This is a genomic window from Propionispora sp. 2/2-37, from assembly GCF_001298735.1.
GTDB lineage: Bacteria > Bacillota > Negativicutes > Propionisporales > Propionisporaceae > Propionispora.
Map to the genome: position 1 here is coordinate 166,490 of NZ_CYSP01000001.1, position 23,321 is coordinate 189,810.

The 23,321-nt window shown below is 44.4% G+C and carries 19 protein-coding genes, 1 other RNA gene and 1 other annotated feature; of the genes, 17 read left to right on the forward strand and 3 right to left on the reverse strand.

Going from position 1 to position 23,321, the window contains the following annotated elements:
* Positions 1-39: 39 nt before the first annotated feature.
* From P22_RS00905 to P22_RS00960, 13 genes are all read left to right on the forward strand, one after another.
* Positions 40-495: a hypothetical protein gene (locus tag P22_RS00905; RefSeq protein ID WP_054258323.1), complete on the forward strand. Its 456-nt coding sequence runs from the start codon at positions 40-42 to the stop codon at positions 493-495.
* A 142-nt stretch (positions 496-637) separates the two neighbouring features.
* Positions 638-2,716, forward strand: coding sequence for a single-stranded-DNA-specific exonuclease RecJ (recJ, locus tag P22_RS00910; RefSeq protein ID WP_054258324.1), 2,079 nt, complete (start codon positions 638-640; stop codon positions 2,714-2,716).
* A gap of 66 nt (positions 2,717-2,782) precedes the next feature.
* Entirely contained in the window at positions 2,783-3,295 is a 513-nt protein-coding gene (locus tag P22_RS00915; RefSeq protein WP_054258325.1) for an adenine phosphoribosyltransferase, read from the forward strand.
* Positions 3,296-3,339: 44 nt separating this feature from the next.
* Positions 3,340-5,556 carry a RelA/SpoT family protein gene (locus tag P22_RS00920; RefSeq protein WP_373432661.1) on the forward strand — a complete coding sequence of 739 codons (2,217 nt, stop codon included), beginning with the start codon at positions 3,340-3,342 and terminating at the stop codon, positions 5,554-5,556.
* Positions 5,553-6,002 (forward strand): D-aminoacyl-tRNA deacylase, encoded by a 450-nt coding sequence (gene dtd, locus P22_RS00925; protein ID WP_054258327.1) that lies wholly within the window; start codon positions 5,553-5,555, stop codon positions 6,000-6,002. Before P22_RS00920 ends, dtd begins: the two co-directional genes overlap by 4 nt.
* A gap of 11 nt (positions 6,003-6,013) precedes the next feature.
* Positions 6,014-6,634 carry an MBL fold metallo-hydrolase gene (locus P22_RS00930; protein ID WP_054258328.1) on the forward strand — a complete coding sequence of 207 codons (621 nt, stop codon included), beginning with the start codon at positions 6,014-6,016 and terminating at the stop codon, positions 6,632-6,634.
* An 11-nt stretch (positions 6,635-6,645) separates the two neighbouring features.
* The gene (locus P22_RS00935; RefSeq protein ID WP_054258329.1) at positions 6,646-7,686 is read left to right on the forward strand and encodes an AI-2E family transporter; all 1,041 of its coding nucleotides are present in this window, start codon (positions 6,646-6,648) and stop codon (positions 7,684-7,686) included.
* A 7-nt stretch (positions 7,687-7,693) separates the two neighbouring features.
* Positions 7,694-8,137: a Fur family transcriptional regulator gene (locus tag P22_RS00940; RefSeq protein ID WP_054258330.1), complete on the forward strand. Its 444-nt coding sequence runs from the start codon at positions 7,694-7,696 to the stop codon at positions 8,135-8,137.
* Between the two features lie 2 nt (positions 8,138-8,139).
* On the forward strand, positions 8,140-9,681 hold the full coding sequence (hemZ, locus tag P22_RS00945) for a coproporphyrinogen dehydrogenase HemZ (protein ID WP_235814525.1): 1,542 nt from the start codon (positions 8,140-8,142) through the stop codon (positions 9,679-9,681).
* The gene (gene hisS / locus P22_RS00950; RefSeq protein WP_054258331.1) at positions 9,675-10,940 is read left to right on the forward strand and encodes a histidine--tRNA ligase; all 1,266 of its coding nucleotides are present in this window, start codon (positions 9,675-9,677) and stop codon (positions 10,938-10,940) included. The genes hemZ and hisS overlap by 7 nt, the downstream gene beginning before the upstream one ends.
* A 3-nt stretch (positions 10,941-10,943) precedes the next feature.
* The gene (gene aspS, locus P22_RS00955; protein ID WP_054258332.1) at positions 10,944-12,746 is read left to right on the forward strand and encodes an aspartate--tRNA ligase; all 1,803 of its coding nucleotides are present in this window, start codon (positions 10,944-10,946) and stop codon (positions 12,744-12,746) included.
* A gap of 82 nt (positions 12,747-12,828) precedes the next feature.
* Positions 12,829-13,004, forward strand: a non-coding RNA gene (gene ssrS, locus P22_RS19875) — 6S RNA.
* A gap of 149 nt (positions 13,005-13,153) precedes the next feature.
* Entirely contained in the window at positions 13,154-14,500 is a 1,347-nt protein-coding gene (locus P22_RS00960) for a replication-associated recombination protein A (protein ID WP_054258333.1), read from the forward strand.
* Positions 14,501-14,540: 40 nt separating this feature from the next.
* On the opposite strand, the gene lgt is transcribed toward P22_RS00960, so the two are convergent.
* Complete coding sequence (gene lgt, locus P22_RS00965) at positions 14,541-15,344, reverse strand: prolipoprotein diacylglyceryl transferase (RefSeq protein WP_054258334.1); 804 nt, start codon at positions 15,342-15,344, stop codon at positions 14,541-14,543.
* Positions 15,345-15,750: 406 nt separating this feature from the next.
* Positions 15,751-16,020 (reverse strand): metal-sensitive transcriptional regulator, encoded by a 270-nt coding sequence (locus tag P22_RS00975; RefSeq protein WP_054258336.1) that lies wholly within the window; start codon positions 16,018-16,020, stop codon positions 15,751-15,753.
* Positions 16,021-16,213: 193 nt separating this feature from the next.
* On the opposite strand from P22_RS00975, the gene P22_RS00980 reads away from it, so the two are divergent.
* On the forward strand, positions 16,214-16,810 hold the full coding sequence (locus P22_RS00980) for a TetR family transcriptional regulator (protein ID WP_054258337.1): 597 nt from the start codon (positions 16,214-16,216) through the stop codon (positions 16,808-16,810).
* Positions 16,811-16,820: 10 nt separating this feature from the next.
* On the opposite strand, the gene P22_RS00985 is transcribed toward P22_RS00980, so the two are convergent.
* Complete coding sequence (locus P22_RS00985; RefSeq protein WP_054258338.1) at positions 16,821-17,213, reverse strand: hypothetical protein; 393 nt, start codon at positions 17,211-17,213, stop codon at positions 16,821-16,823.
* A 169-nt stretch (positions 17,214-17,382) separates the two neighbouring features.
* Positions 17,383-17,589: a binding site (T-box leader), on the forward strand.
* Positions 17,590-17,744: 155 nt separating this feature from the next.
* On the opposite strand from P22_RS00985, the gene leuS reads away from it, so the two are divergent.
* The 3 genes from leuS (at position 17,745) to P22_RS01000 (ending at position 23,312) form a co-directional block, all read left to right on the forward strand.
* Positions 17,745-20,225 (forward strand): leucine--tRNA ligase, encoded by a 2,481-nt coding sequence (gene leuS, locus P22_RS00990; RefSeq protein WP_054258339.1) that lies wholly within the window; start codon positions 17,745-17,747, stop codon positions 20,223-20,225.
* Between the two features lie 107 nt (positions 20,226-20,332).
* Entirely contained in the window at positions 20,333-20,932 is a 600-nt protein-coding gene (locus tag P22_RS00995) for a ComEA family DNA-binding protein (RefSeq protein ID WP_054258340.1), read from the forward strand.
* Positions 20,933-20,945: 13 nt separating this feature from the next.
* On the forward strand, positions 20,946-23,312 hold the full coding sequence (locus P22_RS01000; RefSeq protein WP_054258341.1) for a DNA internalization-related competence protein ComEC/Rec2: 2,367 nt from the start codon (positions 20,946-20,948) through the stop codon (positions 23,310-23,312).
* The last annotated feature ends 9 nt before the right edge of the window (positions 23,313-23,321 follow it).

The window sequence follows — 23,321 nt, forward strand, 5'->3', positions numbered from 1 at the left end:
GAAAACTAACGGAAATGTATATAAAAGGGACGTATCGGTTTGCTTTTAGAAATACTGATCATATTATGGATGCTGATTGGATTAGGATGCACCTTATTACCCCAGGTTCCGGGGACGCTTTTGATTTTTACAGCTATGGGGGCCTATATTCTGCTGAATAAGCCGGTTATTCCGGATGCTTTTATGTGGTTTATGGCTGGATTGGTGGTAATTGTCGAAATTGGGACCAGGCTATACAGAGGATCGCTGAATTCAAGGTGCCCACTCAAACTGGCTGTAGATACCATAGTAGGAAATATAGCGGCTCTGGTGGCAAGTAATGCTCTTGTCGGGATGGCCGCCGGAACATTTTTCTGGCAAGCAATGATTGGCAAGACAATTATGCCGCGCTTGGATACCTACTTTCAAGTGTGGGTTAATCTATTGCTAGTTGCCTTCCTGCGATTTTTATGCGGAGGGCTTATGATCATTCTTGCTATAAAATATTTATTTTAAGAAACAATGCCTGAAATGGCTACTGCTACTGGCAGATAGCTTTTTTCTTTGTCAAATTTTAGAGGAATATTGAAAAATATTCTAGAATATATAACACGAAGTATTTATAGTAGGTATTCTTAATCTCAGCTTTGGAGGAAACATGGCTAAGTTAGGTAAACGCTGGCGTTTGGCGACGGTACCTGAGGAGTTACAGCAAGAGTTGAGCGCCGAATTTAAGATCAGTCCGGTTACGGCTCAGGTTCTCATAAACAGGGGGCTTACCGATAAAGAAGCTGTCAGGCGGTTTTTATATGGGGAGGAAATCTATAATCCTTATTTATTAAAAGATATGGACAGGGCTGTTGAACGTATTCATCTGGCTCTTAGCCGTCAAGAAAAAATAACGATTTTTGGAGATTATGATGTAGACGGTATTACGGCCAGTGCACTGGTTTATAAATTCTTATCGCGTTTAGGTGGAAGGGTAGCATATTATATCCCACAACGACTGAGTGAAGGGTACGGCCTAAACTGCGCCGCTCTGGATTACTTACAGGAAAACGGCACCGGCCTGATTATTACGGTTGATTGCGGGATCAGCGCGGAAACGGAAGTCGGCTATATTAATAAAAAAATAGACGTTATCATTACTGATCATCACCAACCGCCGGAAAAATTACCGGCTGCTTATGCGATCGTTAATCCTAAACAACCCGGATGTTCTTATCCGGATAAAAACCTGGCGGGAGTGGGGGTGGCCTATAAGCTTTGCCAGGCGCTGTGCAGGCATGTATGTTTCGATGAAAAAGAACTGGATGGGCTGGATTTGGTTGCGTTGGGGACGATTGCTGATATTGTACCGTTGCTTAATGAAAATCGGGTATTGGTTAAGCAGGGGTTGAATGTTCTGGTAGACCGCAACAATATAGGATTAAGGGTGTTAATGCAGGAATGCGGCCTTCCGGTAGGACCTATTGATTCTGATAAAATTGCCTTTATTGTCGCACCTAGACTGAATGCCGCCGGACGGGTCGGCAGAGCGGATGTTGCGGTTGAGCTACTGATTACAACAGACGAAGTACGTGCCCGAGAACTTGCCGGTTTTTTAGAAAATGAAAATCAAAGCAGGAAAAACATAGAGAAAGATATTCTGGCAGAGGCCGAAAAGTTTGTGCAGAGTTGTTCGGATCCTGTATTGGTTTTGTCTGGTAATTGGCATCCGGGAGTCATTGGCATTGTAGCTTCGCGGTTAGTTGATACCTACTATTGTCCTGTGGTAATGATCAGTGTTCAAAACGGAACAGGGAAAGCTTCCTGTCGCAGCATTGCCGCCTTTGACATGTATCAGGCACTGCAAAAATGTTCGGATTTGTTAACACACTTTGGTGGGCATGCCCAAGCGGCCGGTTTTGGTATTGATCCTTCCAACATTGAAAAATTTCGTCAAAGGCTGAATGATATTGCCAGGCAGGCATTAAGCGAGGAAGATTATCAAAAGGAACTTGCTATTGATGCCTGGACTACTGTAAAAGAAGTCGATTTTGCACTGCTGGAAGAACTGAAGTGCCTTGCTCCCTATGGAGCAGGCAATCCGGTACCGTTGCTTGCCTGCCGGGATGTGAAAGTAGCGGATGTTCGTACTGTCGGGCAGAAGGGTGAGCATCTGAAAATGCAGGTGAGGGAGAGCGCGTTTTTTGGTGATGTGATAGCCTGGCAAATGGGGGATTTGGCTTTACGCTTTGTACCTGGCAACAGGGTGGACATTGTTTTTTCGCCGGAAATTAATGAGTGGAATGGACACAGGAAAATACAATTGCGTGCACTGGATATTCGGATAGCTGTGAAACTAGGGGGGAATCGTGGTATAATAGAAACATTATGTGTATTGCGGGAAACCATCCCGGACAGAACAGTAACCGGATATATATACTTGGTGTTAAAGCAGCTTATGGGAAGGGAGAGGCAGCTCCTGATAGACCAGGCAAAGATTGCTGATATCATCCGCAGGAAATATAAAGTAACCGTAAACGAACAGGGGATTAATACGGCAATGCAGATATTGTCAGAATTGAAGCTGCTGCACTTAAAAGAAGCGGGTTTTCAGCAATTTGCTGTTCTTGCTAAGCCACCGGAGCACAAATTGGATATTGAGCAGTCGGAAACCTTTCGTGCGGGAATGAAACGCCTTAATGAGTTTTCGGCAGACAGACAAAGTATTTCAAACGGAGAAACATTCTAGCATTGGCAACTTTGAAACCGGGTTATTTTACAGTTTAAACCACTAAAGTCCTGGGAGGGTATAAACATGGATTTTAAAGAAAAAATTAGAGTTGTCCTGGATTTTCCCGAAAAAGGTATCCGTTTTAAAGATATAACTACTTTGCTTAAAGACGGGACTTCTTTTCATAATGCTGTTGACAGTTTAGCAGCGGCGTTTAAGAATCAGCAGATTGATATCGTGGTTGGTCCGGAAGCGCGTGGCTTTGCTGTCGGTGCTCCGGTAGCCTATGCCCTGGGAGCCGGTTTTGTGCCGGTTAGAAAACCGGGAAAACTGCCGGCGGAAACTATACAGCAGCACTATTCTTTGGAATATGGACAGACTTCTTTGGAGATCCACAAGGATTCACTTATTCCGGGACAAAATGTACTTATTGTTGACGATTTGCTGGCTACTGGAGGAACGACTCAAGCCACTATTGCTTTGGTAGAAAAGCTGGGAGGAAAAGTCAAGGGCTTGGCGTTTATGATAGAACTGACTTATTTGCAGGGACGAAATAACCTACCAGGTTATAAGATTGTTTCTCTTGTTCAGTATTAGAATGAGATCCGTCGTGTACAGTGAATGACATGTTTTAGTGGGGTATGCGTATGTCCAAAGAAACAAATATAACAATAGAACAAGTTATCGAACAAATTCGGGCTTATCAGCCGGATGCACCGGTCCATCTTGTGCAAAAGGCGTATGGCATTGCGCATAATGCCCATAATGGACAGAAGCGTATCTCGGGAGAGGAATATATACATCATCCCCTGGGAGTTGCGAAAATACTGGCGGAATTGCAGATTGACGCGATTACGATCAGCGCATCACTTCTTCATGATGTAGTAGAAGATACGGATTTTTCTTTAGAAGAGCTGGAAAAACAGTTTGGTAAGGAAATTGCCATGCTGGTTGACGGAGTCACAAAGCTTAGCCGTATTGAATATAAGTCAAAAGAAGAACAGCAACTGGAGAATTTACGCAAGCTGTTTTTAGCCATGGCTAAGGATATCCGTGTGGTTATGATAAAATTGGCTGACCGGTTGCATAATATGCGGACACTAAAATATATGCCGGAGGAAAAGCAGCGTAAAGTCGCCCAGGAAACTTTGGAAATATTTGCTCCGCTGGCTCATCGCCTGGGGATGTCGAATATTAAATGGGAGCTTGAGGATCTTGCTTTTCGTTATTTAGAGCCGGATAAATACTATGAGTTGGTCGAAAAGGTAAAACAAAAACGTAAAGAACGGGAATTACTGATCAGCTCAGCTATAGAAATTTTACAGGAGCGCTTGCATTCGGTAGATATACAGGCTGATATCCAGGGAAGACCAAAACATTTTTTTAGTATTTACAAAAAAATGTTGAAGGGCAATAAAGACGTAAGTGAAATATACGACTTATCGGCAATCCGTATTATTGTGGATACGGTCAAAGACTGCTATGGCGCGTTAGGTGTGGTGCATACACTATGGAAGCCATTGCCTTTGCGGTTTAAAGACTACATTGCTATGCCCAAATCCAATATGTACCAATCACTGCATACCACGGTTATCGGCACAGAAGGGCAGCCGCTGGAGATTCAAATCAGAACTCAGGAAATGCACCGGATCTCCGAGTACGGTATAGCTGCGCATTGGCGGTATAAGGAGGGAAACAAAGGCGCAAGCAGGGACTTTGATGAAAAGCTGTCATGGCTTCGTCAACTGCTAGAATGGCAGCAGGATTTACGCGATCCCCGTGAATTCATGGAAACATTAAAACTGGATGTTTTTGCTGACGAAGTTTTTGTATTTACTCCGAAAGGCGATGTTATTGATTTGCCGGCAGGATCAGTTCCGGTTGATTTTGCTTACCGTATCCATACAGATGTGGGACATCGCTGTGTGGGGGCCCGTGTAAACGGTAAAATTGTTCCGTTGGAGTACAAACTGGTCAATGGCGATATTGTTGAAATTATTACCAGTAAGCAAGGAAGCGGCCCCAGCCGAGATTGGCTCAATATTGTCGGTTCTTCTGATACCCGCAATAAGATACGGCAATGGTTTAAAAAAGAAAAACGGGAAGAAAACATTGTAAAAGGCCGGGAAATGATTGAAAGAGAATGTAAAAAATTGGGGTATGACTGGAAAGAACTGAATAAAGGGGACCGGCTTAATGAAATTACCAGAAAACTAAATATTTCAGGGAATGCTGATGATTTGTTTGCGGCACTGGGGTATGGCGGTGCCACCGCCCATGCGGTTATGGCAAAATTTATTGAGATTTACAAGAAAGAGCAGCGGGAAGCGACTCCGCCGGATGTATCCAAGCTACTGTCGGAGCTTAAGCCCAAAAGCACAAAAAGTAAATCAAGCCATGGCATTTTAGTGGAAGGGGAAGCCGGTTTGATGGTTCGGCTCGCCCGCTGCTGCAATCCCGTCCCGGGAGATGCCATTATTGGCTATATTACCCGCGGCAGGGGCGTATCCATTCATCGGGCAGATTGTACTAATATTTTAAAGCAGCCGGATGAATACGCACGAATGATTGAGGTAAGCTGGGATATTAATACGGACAGCGTCTACCGGGTGCCTGTTGAAGTACATTGTGCTGATCGGGCCGGTATGCTTTCCGACATATTGATGCTTATTTCCGAGAGCAAAACCAATGTCAGTTCGGTTAATGCACGGGCGCAAAAAAATAAAACGGCAACGATAACGCTGAGTCTGGATATCAGCAATTTGACACATTTGGAACATATTATGACGAAAATCCGCCGGTTGCGGGATGTATATAGCGTACACCGTGCAACCCTTACGATAGGGGGAACCGCATGAGAGCTGTAGTTCAATTAACCGATTCAGCGGAAGTATGGGTTGATAGTCAACTGGTGGGCAGTATCGAGAGGGGACTGACCGTTTTACTGGGGGTTGAGACAACGGATACCGCACAGGATGTAGTGTATTTGGCGGAAAAAATTGTAAATTTGCGCATTTTTCCTGATGATACGGGAAAAATGAATGTATCATTAGTAGACATCAAGGGTGAATTGCTGGTGGTCTCACAGTTTACTTTGCTGGGAGATTGCCGTAAAGGGCGCAGACCGGGTTTTGACCGGGCTGCTCCGCCGGCGTTGGCATCTATACTATATGATTCTTTTATCGAACAATGTTCACGGGCCGGTATTCGGGTGGCGAGCGGTAAATTCCGAAGCGACATGGTCGTACGCTTATCCAATCATGGCCCTGTGACGGTATTGTTGGATAGCAAACGGAATTTTTAGGAGGGGGAAAGATGGGAATCGTCAGAATGGAGGTTGGGCCGCTGGGGACGAACTGCTATATTTTTTATTGTAACGCCACCATGCAGGCTGCGGTTATCGATCCCGGCGGCAGTGCTCCCGAGATCATCAAGGTGATAAATGATAAGCATCTGGAAGTTGCTGCTATTATTAATACTCATGGACATGCCGATCACATTGGAGCAAACAGTAAGATAAAAAAGGCTACAGGCGCTCCGATATATATTCATCCTAATGATGCTGCCATGCTGACCAGCGCGCGTCTTAATCTTTCTGCGTTTATGGGAAATGATGTGACGAGTGATCCGGCAGATCATCTGCTGCAGGAAAAAGATACGATAAGAATAGGAAAAAGTACACTTACCGTACTTTTTACGCCAGGGCATACTCCCGGAGGTATATGCTTACAGGGAGATTCGGTTATCTTCAGTGGGGATACGCTGTTTGCTGAATCCGTCGGACGTACTGATCTTCCCGGAGGTTCCGGCAAACAATTAATTAACAGCATTCAGGATAAATTAATGATTTTACCGGATGAATATAAAGTACTGCCTGGTCATGGCCCGGAAACCAGCATTGGCTGGGAACGCAAGATGAATCCATTCATCCGATAGTGAGGAGCTCAATGATTAATATTACCACTGCAAACTGGGTGCGGATTGTTGTAATTATTGCTGTTCTATACTTGCTTAGCCAGGTTACGGTTATTTATCTGCCGGTTATTCTATCGCTGGTTTTGGCTTTTGCTTTAAATCCATTAGTGAATTTTTTTATAGCTGTTCCCATTTGGCCGTTTAAAAAACATCTGCCGCGCGGAGTTGCCGTACTACTTTCCTTTTTTTGTGTAACCTTGTTTATTTATGGAGTATTAGCCTTTCTCTTAGCACCTTTTATTGTGGAGTTTTACAAATTTTTGGCCGATTTGCCTGCGTTGGTTTCGAAACTGAAAGGGATTACTTTAGAAATTGAAAAAAATGCCTATAATATTGCCATACCGGATAATATTCATACTATCGTTGAGCAATTGGTTAGCGGTGCAACCAGTTATAGCCTGGATTTAGTTAAACGGATGGTAAATACGGCTTTTAATTTTGCATCAGGTGTGATTGAACTAGTTGTTGTACCGGTTTTAACATACTATTTTCTTAAAGATGGAAGTTGTTTAAAAGAAGAGTTTCTTCATTTATTGCCATATAAAAGCAAGCAGAAAGCCCAGGAGATTGTGGAGGAAATGTCCGAGGTTATCAGCCAATATATTCGCGGACAGATCTTGGTTAGCTTTGTAATTGGACTCATGGTATTTGCCGGTATGTACATTTTGGGTGTTGACTATCCTATGATTTTAGGTCTGCTGGCTATGCTTACGGAAACCGTTCCGATAATCGGACCGATTGTAGGCTCTATCCCGGCTGTTTTGTTGGCTTATACCGCCGGACCAGCATTAACGGTCAAGGTAATCCTATTTTATATTGTCATTCATCAGCTTGAAAATCATATTGTAGTTCCTAAAATTATGGGGCATTCGATAGCCATTCACCCGGTCATGATTATTATTAGTTTTCTGATAGGCGGGAAGCTGTTCGGCGTTGTAGGAATGATGCTGGCAGTACCAGCGGCTGCTCTGATAAGGGTACTTATTAAACACTTATGGGATAAGGAAAGGTGAGTAGAATATGGGAATTACCATGTCGCATTTAAAAGAGATGTTTCGCGAACGCCAGTATAAGCTGACAGCACAACGGCAGATCGTACTGCAGGCGTTTTTGGATCATCAGGACGAACATTTGAGTGCCGAGGATGTTCACAATATTCTGCGGAATCAATCATCGGAGATTGGTTTGGCTACGGTATACCGGACACTGGAATTGTTAAGTGACCTGGGAGTTTTGCAGAAGATGAATTTCGGCGACGGGCGCAGCCGGTATGAAATTAACGAAGCCAGTACGACTCGGCATCACCACCACCACTTAATATGCCTAGCTTGCGGCAAGGTCAAGGAGTTTGAAGATGACTTGCTGGAAACACTGGAAAACGCAGTTGCCCGGAAAAGTAATTTCAAAATAGTCGATCATCAATTAAAGTTTTATGGCTATTGTCAGGAGTGCCAGGAAAAGTGAAAATGTATTATGTAGTAGCTGCAGGTCAGAATGAGTTTATGTCTGATATCAAGGCTACTATGTCTCTATTTGGTGTTGAAGAATATAAACCTGAACCGCTTCGGTTTGATGCTAAAGAGTTGGAACGATTGCCGGGAGTTTTTTTTCATCTCCAAAATAATGTGATTTTTCAGGGTGATGCTGTCAGGGTGAGTACAACCGTATCCTGGTTAGACTTTTGTAATAAGCAGTTGGTAGAGGAAAACACGGCCGAATATCAGGATGAAAAAGCAGAAAAAGCGGCTAAAAGGCTGATTCGGATTAATCTACTGAGCCTTATGCGGCGAATTACCGGAAAATGGCCGGGGCCTTGGGGCATTTTATCCGGTGTGCGCCCGACTAAAATAGTACATCGCATGCTGGAAAGAGGAATGGTGCCTGAGAATATTGTCCGGCGCTTAATGCAGGATTACGCAATAGAACCTGATAAAGCCCATCTGTTGATGGAAGTGGTTAATCAGCAACGTAGCTTATCGAAGTTGACAACGAGTAAACGGACTATTTGCATTTACATAGGGATACCGTTCTGTCCTTCCCGTTGTTTGTATTGTTCTTTTCCGGGGTTTACAATTCCGGACCGGGGATATGTACAAATGTTTTTGGCAGCCTTAAAAAAAGACATGGATGCTGCCGCCAAGCTTATTGAAAAATACCAGTTAAAGGTACAGAGTATCTATGTTGGCGGCGGTACGCCGACTAGTCTTTACAATGACGAATTTTTGCAATTGTTAACGATGATACAAAACAGTTTGTGCAGCACGATGCCGCCGGAATACACTATAGAGGCAGGACGCCCGGACAGCCTGAATCTTGCCAAAATTCATCTTATGAAAGACTTCGGTGTTACCCGGGTTAGCATTAATCCGCAAAGTATGAGGGAAAAAACTTTAAAAGTCATTGGACGAAACCATACAGTAAACGATATAATAGATATGTTTCGTGAATTGCGCCGTGCAAAACAGTTTATCATTAATATGGATATTATTGCCGGTTTGCCCGGTGAAGACGAAAGGGACATGGAAAATACGATGCGGAGCATTGCTTCCTTGCAACCGGATAATATAACGGTACATACGCTGGCCATAAAAAGGGGATCGATCTTAAAAGCATCTCTTGATCAATGCCGTGGAGTTTTACCTGATCCCCGGATGACGGAAAATATGCTTCGAATTGCCCGGCGGTACGTCAGCGACCTGGCGATGAAGCCTTACTATTTATATCGGCAAAAATATATGTCGGGTAATCTGGAGAATGTGGGTTATGCCATACCCGGGAAGGAATGTATCTACAATATCCAGGTGATGGAAGAACGCCAAACCGTAATTGGTATTGGTTCGGCAGCTGCCACCAAAGCGGTTGACCCTTCCAACTGGCAGGTGTGCAGTTGCCATAATCCCAAGGATATCCGCACTTATATGGAAAATGTCACGACCTATCTTATAGATAGAGAGAAACTGATAGCAGGGTTGTTTGAGGATAATAAGGAGGAGTCAAGTACATGTTAACAACAGGGCCGCGCGGTACAAAGGATATCTTGCCGGAAAGCAGCGCTTACTGGCAGTATATTGAAACCGTGGCGCGCGATGTATGCCGTATGTTTGCTTATCAGGAGATCCGTACTCCGATTTTTGAGCATACCGAACTTTTTTTACGGGGGATCGGAGAAACTACAGATATTGTGGAAAAGGAGATGTATACGTTTACAGACCGCGGCGGACGGAATATTACGCTGCGACCGGAGAATACGGCAGCTGTCGTTAGATCTTTTCTGGAAAATAAGCTGTATGCCGGAGCCCAGCCCACAAAATTGTTTTATATCGGTCCGATGTTCCGTTATGATCGTCCCCAGGCGGGCAGGTTTCGTCAATTTCATCAATTTGGTGTGGAGGTACTGACGGCCCAAGGTCCTGCTGTTGATGCTGAAATTATTATGCTGGCAGTGAACTTCTTTAAGACGTTAGGGCTTGATGACTTACAGCTTTATATTAACTCGGTAGGCTGTCCCGTTTGTCGGCCGCTGTATCGTAGCAAGCTGCAGGAGTTTTTGCGGGACAAACTGTCACATTTGTGTTCGGACTGCCAGTCAAGATTCGACCGAAATCCTATGCGGATTCTTGATTGTAAAAAGGAAGGGTGCAATAAGCATTCGGAGGGAGCCCCACAAATGGTCGATTGTTTGTGTGAAGAATGCCGGGAGCATTTTTCACAGCTTAAAGAGCTGCTTTCTGCCACAGGAGTTGATTTTAACCTGAATCCGCGCCTAGTCCGGGGACTGGATTACTATACAAAAACTGCATTTGAAATTCAGTATGCTCCGCTTGGCGCACAAAGTGCGGTTTGTGGGGGCGGCCGTTACGACGGCCTGGTGAGTGAATGCGGCGGACAGGAAACGCCGGGTATCGGTTTTGCCATCGGACTGGAGCGAGTGATGCTGGCATTAGAGAAACAACGTCTTTTACCGGAAAAAAAGGACGGTATTGATGTTTTCATTGCGCCTATAGGCGCAGAGATGCAAATACCGGCTTTTGTATTATTGGGTAAACTGCGTGAAGCAAAATTAACAGCCGACATGGATTATATGGGACGGGTCATAAAAGCCCAAATGAAGCATGCCAATAAATATCCTGCACGGTATGTTGCGATTATTGGCGAGACAGAGGCTGCCACCGGCAAAGTGATGCTCAAGAATATGTCCAGTGGTGAGCAGACGCTGATTGCTGTTGATGAGGTTGCTGACAGGATTTACATGGAGACGGGGGAATAGAGAATGGATACAATGGCAGGTTTAAAACGGACACATGCATGCAATGACTTGCATAAACAGCAGGATGGAGAAGAAGTAGTTTTATGTGGCTGGGTAGCGCGTCGCCGCGACCACGGCGGTTTAATATTTATTGATTTAAGAGATCGTTCGGGTATTGTGCAAATTGTGTTTTCACCGGATGTAAACCAGGAAGCTTTCAAAAAGGCGGAAACCGTACGTACGGAATATGTTCTCTGCATACGTGGCAGAGTAGGACTGCGCTCAGCAGAAACCGTGAATATGAATGTGGCCACGGGGGAAGTGGAAGTATATGGTGAAGAATTGCGTATTTTGAATCAGGCTAAAACTCCTCCTTTCTATATCCAGGATAATATCGATGTCGATGAACTACTTCGTTTAAAGTATCGTTATCTGGACTTAAGGCGCCCCGAGATGCAGCGCAATTTAATTTTGCGGCATCGTGTCACGAAAGCAATGAGGGATTTTTTTGATAAGCAAGGTTTTCTGGAAATCGAAACACCCATGCTGATTAAAAGTACACCGGAAGGGGCCCGTGATTATTTGGTGCCAAGCAGAGTCAATCCGGGAAAATTTTTTGCCTTGCCACAATCTCCGCAGATCTTCAAACAAATATTGATGGTTGCCGGAATGGAGAGGTATTTTCAGATCGCACGCTGTTTCCGCGATGAAGACTTAAGAGCGGATCGTCAGCCGGAATTTACTCAGCTTGATATTGAGATGTCTTTTATTGACCGTGAAGAAATTTTAGTTATGATGGAAAATATGATTGCACAATTGTTTAAAGAAATTATGGATATTCAGATACCAACCCCTTTTTTGCGGTTGAGTTATGAAGAGGCTATGAATCGTTATGGTTCAGATAAGCCGGATATCCGTTTTGGTATGGAACTGGTTGACATTTCGGAAGCGGTCCGGGGGTCGGATTTTAAAGTTTTTGAGACTGTATTACGCAACGGTGGCCAAGTTAAGGCAATCAATGTAAAGGGATATGCGAATATTGCCAGACGCGAACTGGATAGTCTGGTTGATTATGTCGCGACTTATGGTGCTAAAGGACTGGCCTGGATTTGTAATACGGCTGAGGGAATTAAATCGCCAATTACTAAATTCTTTTCTGAGGAAATTATCGCCAACATCTTTTCTGCTGCCGAGGTTAAAGAGGGGGATCTATTGTTAATGGTTGCCGACAAACCGGCGACTGTTGCGGCAGCTTTGGGTCAATTACGGTTGGAAATGGCCCGCCGTCTGGACTTGATCGATCCCAATAAACTCTCCTTTTTATGGGTTGTGGATTTCCCAATGTTTGAATATGACGAAGAGGAGAAACGTTGGATAGCCATGCATCATATGTTTACGTCACCGCGCGACGAGGACATTGCCTATTTGAACAGTGATCCTGGCCGCGTTAAAGCGAAAGCCTATGACATGATTCTTAACGGAACCGAGATTGGCGGTGGCAGTATACGAATTTATAATCGTGATCTGCAGGAAAAAATATTCAAGACAGTCGGTTTTTCCGCCGAAGAAGCTATGGATAAATTTGGCTACATGCTGGACGCCTTTGAGTATGGGACTCCTCCGCACGGTGGCATTGCTTTCGGACTGGATAGAATGATTATGATCATGGCGAAACGTTCTTCTATTCGCGATGTTATAGCCTTCCCGAAGACACAAAGTGCTACCGACGTTATGAGCCAGGCTCCGTCTGAGGTCGCTCCGGCCCAGTTAAAAGAACTTTCTATTAAAACGGATATCGTACAGAAAAAAACAGTCCATAAACAATAGAAAATATTGGAACATGAATCCGATGCGTGAAAACTTGCAATTGATGAAATTTTTTGATAATATAAAACTGTAGATTTCTTCTAAAACCCTGCTATGTTCGTGGGGGCCGATGTTTTGAGCCAACATCTTAATTAAGGGAGCCTGACTCTGGTTATGGCGTGTAGGCCTTTTTTAAGGAAACATAAAGTAAGCAGGAGGGTACCCACCTGCTGGGGCAGGTTCAAAACAACGGTGATGGTACGGCATGGTGGGGAGGAGGTTCTTCTCTAAATGACCTAAGCATTCTTTATAATAAAGATGCTTAGGTTTTTATATTGATAAATGCAGAGTGCTATAAGATAACTTTGAAGATAAAATAGCCGCATCAAAGGGCGACATATGATACAATAAAGCAAAAAGGTGAAATCATGGATTTATTTTCCTATGAGCTAGAACAGGATAGAAAAGCCAGCCAGCCGCTGGCTGCACGCATGCGTCCGGAAAGTCTGGAAGAGTTTATCGGACAAGAGACGATTCTTGGTAAAGGAACATTTTTACGGCGGATGATTGAGGCGGATCATATTCCGTCCATAATTTTGTTTGGACCGCCGGGAACGGGCAAAACAACATTGGCTACGGTCATTTCCAATACAACGGGGTGTCATTACGAGCAGCTGAATGCTGTCGCTGCAGGTGTTGCAGATATTCGGAGGGTAACTGAGGATGCTAAAGAAAGGTTACTAATGCAGCGGCAGCGAACGCTTTTATTTATCGATGAAATTCATCGTTTTCATAAGGGCCAGCAGGATGCTTTGCTGCCTTATGTGGAAGATGGAACAATTATTTTGATTGGTGCAACAACAGAAAATCCGTATTTTGAAGTGAATTCCCCCTTATTGTCCCGCATGCGGGTAATACGTTTGCAACCGTTGGACAAGCAGGATATGATCCGAATTCTTAAGCAGGCACTGCAAAATAATAATCGCGGCCTGGGACAAAAAGGGATCAAGGGCGATGATATGGCGTTAGAAATGATTGCCATACTGGCAAACGGGGATGCCAGAACCGCTTTAAATATCCTGGAACAGTCGGTGGATATGCTGGAGGCCGAGGAGGGGAAAAAATTAACCGTTGATTTTGTGCGTTCTGTCAGCGATGAAATAACTCCGCTGTATGATAAAAGCGGAGATCAGCATTACGATGTTATCTCGGCATTTATAAAAAGTATGCGGGGATCGGATCCGGATGCAGCCTTGCATTACCTGGCAAGGCTGCTGGCGGCAGGGGAGGATGTTAAGTTTATCGCCCGGCGGCTTGTCATCTGTGCTGCTGAGGATGTGGGCAATGCCGATCCACAGGCACTTAACCTGGCTATGTCGGCGGCACAGTCTGTCCAATTTGTCGGTATGCCGGAGGCTCGTATTCCTCTGGCGCAGGCGGTTATATATATCGCCTGTGCCCCGAAAAGCAATGCCGCTTATGTTGCAATTGACCGGGCTTTACGAGACGTAAAAACGAAAGATTGCGGGCAGGTACCGTTCCATTTACGGGACGCTCACTATAAAGGGGCCCGGCAATTCGGCCATGGTGAGGGTTACCAGTACCCCCATGACTATGAGGACAGTTTTGTCCGGCAGCAGTATTTGCCGGATAACATTTTCGATGCTGTTTATTATGAACCGACCGATAACGGGCAGGAAGCGCTGCTGGGAAAACGCTTGCAGGCAATACGCCAGAAGATGAACAAGGCAAAGAAAAAGGGTAACCCGCAATGAAAATGGATACCCCTTTCGAGAATAAGAATATTCGGATTTGTTACTGCTTGCGCGGGGCTTTAGGCGGGGTGTGAATGCGTTCGCCCTTGGCACCGACCCAACAAAAAAGAACGGTGCCGATCAAAATAACTGCTAAACTGGTAAGCTGTGCCGACTTTAAGCCCCACAGCAGTGTTGTATAGTCACCGCGCAAGAATTCCAGGAAGAAACGGGCCGTAGAGTAAAGAATGGCATAGAGGATGAAAGTCTGTCCCTTGGCATGATTGGTTGTGCGAAAGAGCAGTAATAGAACGAAGATGACAACATCTAACTGTCCCTCCCATACTTCGGCGGGCCACAACGCCTGGTTGCCATAGACATGATGGGCCAGGGTCGTATCCGGGTACAGAATGCCGAAATTACTGCCCGTGGGACGGCCAAAAGCGTCGCCGTTTAACAAATTAGCGGCACGGCCCAGCGCTTGTCCAATGATAAGAGACGGGGCGGCAACGATATCGGCAAAGGCCCAAGTATCGATGTTATGCCGTTTCGTGTAAATATAACCTGTTATAGCGCCAAAAACAACGCCACCCTGGATTGCCATGCCACCTTGCCAGACAAAGGGGATTTCCAGCAGATGGTTTTGATAGTAACCCCAGTCAAAGAAAAATACATCCCACAACCGTGCACCGATAATACCGGCTATACCGCAGTAAATTCCTATGTCAGGGACATGCTGGTGCCAGCGGCCGTCCTGTTTGGCAAAATAATAGGCTGTACAAGTTGCCAAAATGATACTCAGACTAAGTACCAATCCATAGGCACGAATGGGAAAATCTCCAATAAAAAATAAATATTGATGCATAGGAAACCTCCTTGAAGTGACAGAGTATAGTTCTGCTTTGCGTATTTATAATACATGTATGGGCGAGTTTTTTTTATCAGTATAGTCGGTAATCCGGAAAATAGGGTGGTTTTATGATATGGAGGATTCCCGACAGGGTATTGGACAAAGAGTACCGCCCTTTATTGACGGGGAACTTTCAGTGGATGGCCGCCCTGTGCCGGACAAATATTATCCTACGTTTTTTGTTTTACCTTTATGTATCCCCAAGAAATGCAGTACTAGGAGAGGTTTATTATCCACTGGCGGTCCTTGCTGCAAAAGCTGGCAGGAGCCACATTAGTTTGACTGGATGCGGCGGGGAGTTTCCTTGTTTATAAAACTTTTATAATACATAAGGTAGGCAAGCACGTGAGTGTTGCCTACCTTATTTTAAAAAACTTAACATTTGTTTCACGATCTGCTCAATCTTTTGTTTGTCGTCCGGGAGGTGTTTTTTATCGCATAAACATTCTACTGCGTTATTTTCCAAAATATACATACCAATTTTTTCAATAGAAGCCCTGATGGCGGAAAGTTGGATTAGCACGCTGCTGCACGGCTGGTTTTCTTCCACCATGCGCTCAATGCCGGTAACATGGCCTTTTACATTCCTTAAGCGATTCAATACTTCTGTTTTGACATTCTGGCTACTCATGATTACACACACCTCGACGCTCTCCATTCAATATGTTTCTATTATAGGCTATTTGGCATGAATGTGCAATTAATTGCCTTGAACTAAGAAGGGTTTACAGTACGGTGAGCAGGGGATAGACAAAATAAAATAGAAATGCTAGTATTTAATCAAGTGATTAAACAATAGCTGATCTGGAGTAGGAGATATCATTATGGAAAAGGATACCCGTATAAAAATGATACAGTCGGCAACACCTTTATTTGCCCGCAAAGGTTTTGCCGGTGTATCAATCAGAGAACTTGCCGAAGCGGCTAAAGTCAATAGTGCGTTAATTGCATACCATTTCGGCAACAAAGAGGGACTATATGCCGCTGTGTTGGACGAGCAGTTTCGTCCAATCAGCGGTATGCTGGAGAATGCTTCCTTGCGCAAAATGAATCCATTGGAAGTAATTTTATATTATACGGAGAGTGTATACGCCATTCATAAAAGCAGTCCGTTTCTTATTCGCTTTCTTCACAGCGAATTAACTAATCCTACCGCCTGTTTCGACACCGTGGTAAAAAGGTATATTGGGCAGATCTATCCTTTTCTGTATAAAACCTTTGAAGAGGGTGTCAACAGCGGATATTTCAGTGCCGATCTTAATCCGAACTATGCCGTTTTGTCCTTGGCAGGTATTTTGAATTTTTATTTTATTGCCAAACCGATGGCCATGGAGTTTTGGCCGCAGGAGCAGGTGCAGGATCAATCATACCTGATGCAGGCAGTTCGGATATATCTTAACGGTGTTAAGCGCCGCCAGTAAAGATTTTTTCTCACATTTGCTTGAGCCATTCTTCGAACTTTGCCAATAATTCATCGCGGGTTGACGCTACTTCCGAACCACGCCATTCCTGTCCGGTATCCCCGTCAATCCACAATTCTTTATTGGAAAAAGCGGTTGTTGGGGACAACTTTTCTTTAACAGCGGCCAGCATCCCATCCAACATGCTGTGTTTGACTGTTTTACGCAGTGCTTTGTTTCCGATTTTCTCTGTGGTTTTGACTTCGATGCCGTCCGGTCCCAGCTGTAGTTCTATGTGACTTAGCTGCTTCCCTTGTGTTTCGGCCGTATGAATTGCGTCTTTAGCCGTAACAGCGGCTTCTTGGCGAGTGATGGCATCGTCATAAACAGTTATTCTTACGTTGCCGATAATTAGCTTATACATGATAAGCCTCCTTTACCAAGTTTGCATGATAAAACTTATGAAGAAAACGGGTTAGATATGCTTTTAATTATGGATATTCTCTTATAATCCATACTGGAAGGATTAAATTTTCCACATAAGGTGATTTACCAGGTTGACTTTTCCTGGCGGTTACTATATACTATAATCTGATAATCCGAGGAAACAGAGTAGTAGGCTCACTGGATGGTGCAGAGAGTTGGCGGTTGTTGCGAGCCAAACCGGAAGAAGCCGAACTCGCTGCGGAGGGGCAGGCGCGAGAGGTAGCGGCTGACGTGTGATCAGCGTTAATGATCCAGAGAGGACGGCGCTGTAGTCGTCAAACAGGGTGGTATCGCGGGAAATGCTCGTCCCTGGCTTTATAAAGCCAGGGACGTTTTTAATTATTGGCTTCAGCCAGTGGAGCGCGTGTGTTTTGCGCTCCACAATAAACCACCCGTTTTACGGGTAGTCTTGACTCATAATAAAAAATGCAGAGGTTTAGAATACGCGAGTATATAGGGAGGTTACTTAATGAACGAAAAATATCTTCCAGCTGATATTGAAGCTAAATGGCAAAAAAAGTGGCAGAGAACGGATGCGTTCCAAACGGAAATCAACCGTCAAAAGCCGGAGTATTATGTTTTGGAAATGTTTCCGTATCCTTCAGGAAACTTGCACATGGGCCATGTACGTAACTATTCCATTGGTGATGTAGTTGCCCGCTTTAAAGTAATGCAGGGTTATAATGTGCTTCATCCTATGGGATGGGATGCGTTCGGCATGCCGGCCGAAAACGCTGCTATCAAACATGGTGTCCAACCGTCACAGTGGACATGGAAAAATATTGAAAATATGCGTCGGCAACAGCAGGAACTGGGGCTTTCGTATGACTGGAACCGCGAAGTAGCCACCTGTCATCCGGAATATTATAAATGGACGGAATGGATGTTTCTGCTGTTCTATAAGCGGGGACTGGCCTATAAGAAAAAAGCCACGGTGAATTGGTGTGATGATTGCAATACCGTTTTAGCAAACGAACAGGTTATTGATGGACATTGCTGGCGCTGCGATGCTGTGGTAGTCAAAAAAGAACTGGAACAATGGTTTTTGAAAATTACCGATTATGCTGATCGCTTGCTGGAAGACTTGACAACTCTTAAAGGTTGGCCTGAACGCGTAAAAACCATGCAGGAAAATTGGATTGGCCGTAGTGAAGGCGTGGAATTTAATTTTTCCGTTCCTGAATTTAAAGAGCAGATTGCCGTTTATACCACTAGACCGGATACGGTTTTCGGTGTTTCTTACCTGGTATTGGCTCCCGAACATGCTTTGGTGGAAAAGTTGATCAAGGGGCGGAAAAATGAATTGGAGATCCGTGCCTTTATTGAGCGGGTCCGCAATCTCAGTGAGGTAAACCGTACTTCGAACGAACTGGAGAAGGAAGGGATGTTTACCGGTGGCTATGCAGTTAATCCGTTAAACGGAGTTAAAGTTCCTGTCTGGATTGCTAATTATGTGTTGGTGGAATATGGTACTGGCGCAGTTATGGGGGTTCCGGCACATGATGAGCGTGATTGGCAGTTTGCTACTAAGTATAATCTGGAAAAACGGCTGGTTATTCAGCCGTCAGACCAGACTTTAAACCTAGATACAATGACCGGGGCTTATGATGGTCCTGGAGTCATGGTTGGCTCCGGAAAGTTTTCAGGATTGACGAATGAACAAGGAAAGAAAGAAATTGCCGTTTGGTTGGAACAAAACGGTGTAGGAAAAAGAAGAATTAACTATCGTTTGCGCGATTGGCTGATATCCCGCCAGCGTTATTGGGGGGCGCCGATTCCGATTATTTATTGTCCGGAATGCGGTATAGTCCCTGTACCGGAGAAAGACTTGCCGGTTATGTTACCGGATAACGTGCGGTTTGATACCGGGAATGTTTCGCCATTGGCTACGATCGAAGAGTTTGTTAATTGTAAATGTCCGAAATGCGGTGGTGCCGCCAAACGGGAAACCGATACAATGGATACCTTTATTTGTTCATCCTGGTACTATATGCGGTATACTGATCCACGTAATACGGCGGCTCCTTTTGATCCATCCAAAGTGAATTACTGGATGCCGGTTGACCAGTATATCGGCGGTATTGAACACGCAATCTTGCATTTGTTGTATTCCCGTTTTTTCACTAAGGTGCTTAAGGATGCCGGAATTACTAATTTTAATGAGCCGTTTAAAAATTTGCTGACCCAGGGAATGGTTATTAAAGACGGGGCCAAAATGTCAAAATCCAAGGGAAATATCGTTTCACCGGAAGAAATCATTAATAAGTATGGTGCCGATACCGCCCGGCTGTTTATTTTATTTGCGGCTCCGCCTGAACGTGATTTGGAATGGAGCGATCAGGGAGTGGAAGGCTCGTATCGTTTTTTGGGCAGATTGTGGCGTATTGTCCGGCATTACAGTGCTTTTATTACGGACGAAACAAACCAGGTGGAAGAGCTTAGTAAAGATGAGCAACAGCTAAGACGTATGCTACACTTAACAATCAAAAAGGTCTCCGACGATATCGGTGAACGGTTTAATTTTAATACGGCAATTAGTTCTATTATGGAATTAGTAAATGCCATGTACGCTTATAAAGAGCAATCCATTACCATGAACGCAGCATTAGCTAAAGAGTTGGTATCCGGACTACTGCGGCTATTGGCACCGTTCGCTCCTCATATTACGGAAGAGTTATGGTATGAGACGATGGGGAGCGAGGCCGGCAGCATTCACAAGCAAAGCTGGCCTGCCTTTGATGAAGCGGCCTTACAGCAGGAAGAAGTGGAAATTGTTTTACAAATCAATGGTAAGGTCAGGGAGAAGATAGTGATTCCTGTCGGCCTTAATATGAAAGAGTTGCAGGATTTAGCTCTGCAACAAGAAAAAGTGCAAAGCCTTGTTGCCGGACGACAAATTGTAAAGGTTATCTGTGTTCCTCAAAAACTGGTCAACATTGTAGTAAAATAGTATTTTTACCCCCGTTCTATGTATAGAGCGGTTTTTTTTTGGAGGATTTTTACATTATTTGACGAAAATTCAAAAGAATTGAAATATAATATGGGAGGTAACCTTATATGCTAAAGAAAGAACGTATTATTATTATTTTAGCTGTTGCCGCCATCATTTTAATTGCAAGTTTTTATAGCTTTTGGCAGAAAAGTGCAGTTGCCGAGCAAACTACGATTGAACAGGAAGAACCGTTGATCCCTAAAGAGGATGAGCGGCGACCACAGGAAAGTCAAAAAGAATCTGTATATGTAATTTATGTAAGCGGAGCTGTAACCTGTCCGGGGGTTTATGAGGTGCCGGCCAGTGGCCGTGTTTTAGATGCGGTGAATGCAGCGGGTGGTTTGACACCTACTGCCGACCAAGTAAAAATTAATTTGGCGGAAAAAATACGAGATGGCATGCATATTCATGTGTTGCAGCAGAATAGCGGTACATCGCCGGACGGAAAGCTGCGTCAGGGTAGTGACATGCCGGACCGAATTAATATTAATCAAGCAGATAAGGAAGAACTTGATAAATTGCCGGGTATAGGACCTGCTATGGCTGAACGAATTATTGAATATCGCGAAACGGTTGGTTCATTTCAAGATATTACTGATTTAAAGAAAGTTCCGGGCATTGGAGAAGCAAAGTACAATCGTATAGTTGATAAAATAACCATATAGGTATGAAAATCCTATGAGCCAGATATTGATTGTTCTATCAGCAGCGTTTGTTTCCGGTATTTGGAGTGCCGGGTATTATAGTGGTTCACTGCAGCTACTATATATTTTGACACTTATATTTACTGTGATGGCGATTGGATACAGTTTTCGTTCAGAGCGGCGTTGCGTTTATTGGCTTGCTCTAGTTTTCTTTTTTATCGGTGCCATTCGGCTGATTCACGCGGATCGTATTGCAGCGAATGATATTAGTCTTTTGGTAGACCACGACCTGACTTTTTATGGTAAAATAGCAGATATACCGCAAGCCGTGGAGGTTGATGAAGATCATATAAAAGTAAAATATATTCTGGAGTGTCAAGAGGTTTCCGGCATCCTGAACAGGAAGATGCCTGTTACCGGCAAAGTGGTGACTACAGTGCGGCAAGGGCTAAATCAGCCCTTAGGAGCCTATGGGGATAAAGTAGTTATTCGCGGCCGCGTGATTGCCCTGCACGGGTATAATAATCCCGGAGCCATTGATACGGTTGCGGCACTCAAGCGACAGGGGATTACGGCGCGCTTGCTAACGAATTTCAACTCAATACAGTTTCAATCTTCACCATTAGAATTCACCGGTCAATGGAAGGAATGGATTCATAAATGGCGCACTCAGGTCGAGGGCAACATGGCAAGGGTTATGCCCGTCGGTGACGCTGCTGTCCTGACTGGAATGCTGTTTGGTGGTTACTCCGGAATAGACAAAGAAGTGATAGGCGCTTTTGCAAAAACCGGGCTGATACATATTCTATCGGTCTCGGGTACTCATATTGCTTTGGTTGCCGCAGTTATGATGTGGCTGGGAAAACGTTTGCGACTTAAATATGCATGTATTTTCCTGTTAGCGTTTTCGGGCATTTTGTTTTACGCTGTTGTCGCAGGTTTTACGCCGCCTGTAATGCGTTCTGTACTTATGGGGTTGATTGCCCTGGCGGGGGTCGGTTGGAACAGGGAGAAAGACGCTGCTGCCGCCATGGCATTTGCTGCACTTGTTATGCTGGCCTATCAACCACAACTCCTTTATGATATTAGCTTCCAATTATCTTTTGCGTGTACTGCCGGTTTAATTTACTTTTATAATAAAACTGTCGCTTTTTTTAAAATTCTGCCGCCATGGGCAGCTCAGGGGATAGCTGTTACTTTGGCAGCTCAGTTGGGAGTATTACCTTTTTTGGCTTGGTATTTCAATACTTTTTCACTAAGTTCGTTTGCCGCTAATATTGTTGTTGTACCCTTGGTTGAAGCCTTAGTTGTATTGGCACTGGCCGGTGTGATGCTTAGCGCGATTTTCCCGGCGGTAGCCGGGCTGATTATGGTAATTTGCAGTCTGTTAATCGGGCTGATTGTTCCGCTGACCTCGTTTTTTGCAGCCTTGCCTTTAGCTACAGTATATCTACCTGTTATACCTGTCATAGTCGGAGTAATTTATTATGTTGTACTGGCATGGTTATACGGTTATCTTCCTTGTATGCCGCCGGTACAAGTATGGCAAAAATGGACTGGCCATTGTATGCTAGGACTGGCTGCTGGTATTATGGCAATTATTTTATACCGGTATTATCCTGAGCCGGTTACAGTTCATTTTATTGATGTTGGTCAGGGGGATGCGACACTAGTGACAACACCGCACCGCTATGCAGTTATGATTGATACAGGAGGAATTGCCGGGAATTCCCAATATGATATCGGTGAACAGGTTGTGGTGCCGTATCTTAAACATTATGGTATTTTGCAGCTGGATTATCTGTTTTTAACACACGGACACCAGGATCATGCCGGAGGCGCAGCCGGTATTCTGGCTCATATACCGGTACGGAATATAGTCATCTCACGGGAGCAAGAACATACAGGGGCTGTAAAGGCTGTTTTTCGCAGTAGAAATAGGGGGACTATTATTCCGGCTTATCCTGGGCAGTCCATTCATATAGACGGAGTAACGATTTCTGTTGTTTATGCACCTGATGATGTACAATCGAAGCAGAGTAATGAATTTTCCACCGTTTTGCGCATTAACTATGGTAAGCACAGTTTTCTAATCACCGGAGATTTGGAAGCTGACGGTGAAGCAGCTATCATTACTAGGGGGCAACCTATTAAAAGCGATGTATTGAAGGTAGGGCATCATGGAGCAAGAACGTCGTCTACCAGTCAGTTTTTGCAGCAGGTGCTGCCAAGGTATGCTGTAATATCAGTGGGCTACTATAACCGTTTTGGGCACCCGCATGCTGAGGTTTTGCGACGTTTATCCGCTGTTAGAGCACAAGTGTACCGTACCGACTATCATGGTGCCGTGCGATTTATAACTGATGGCCAAAATTTGCAAGTAGATCCGTTTATTAGGTAAACATCAAGA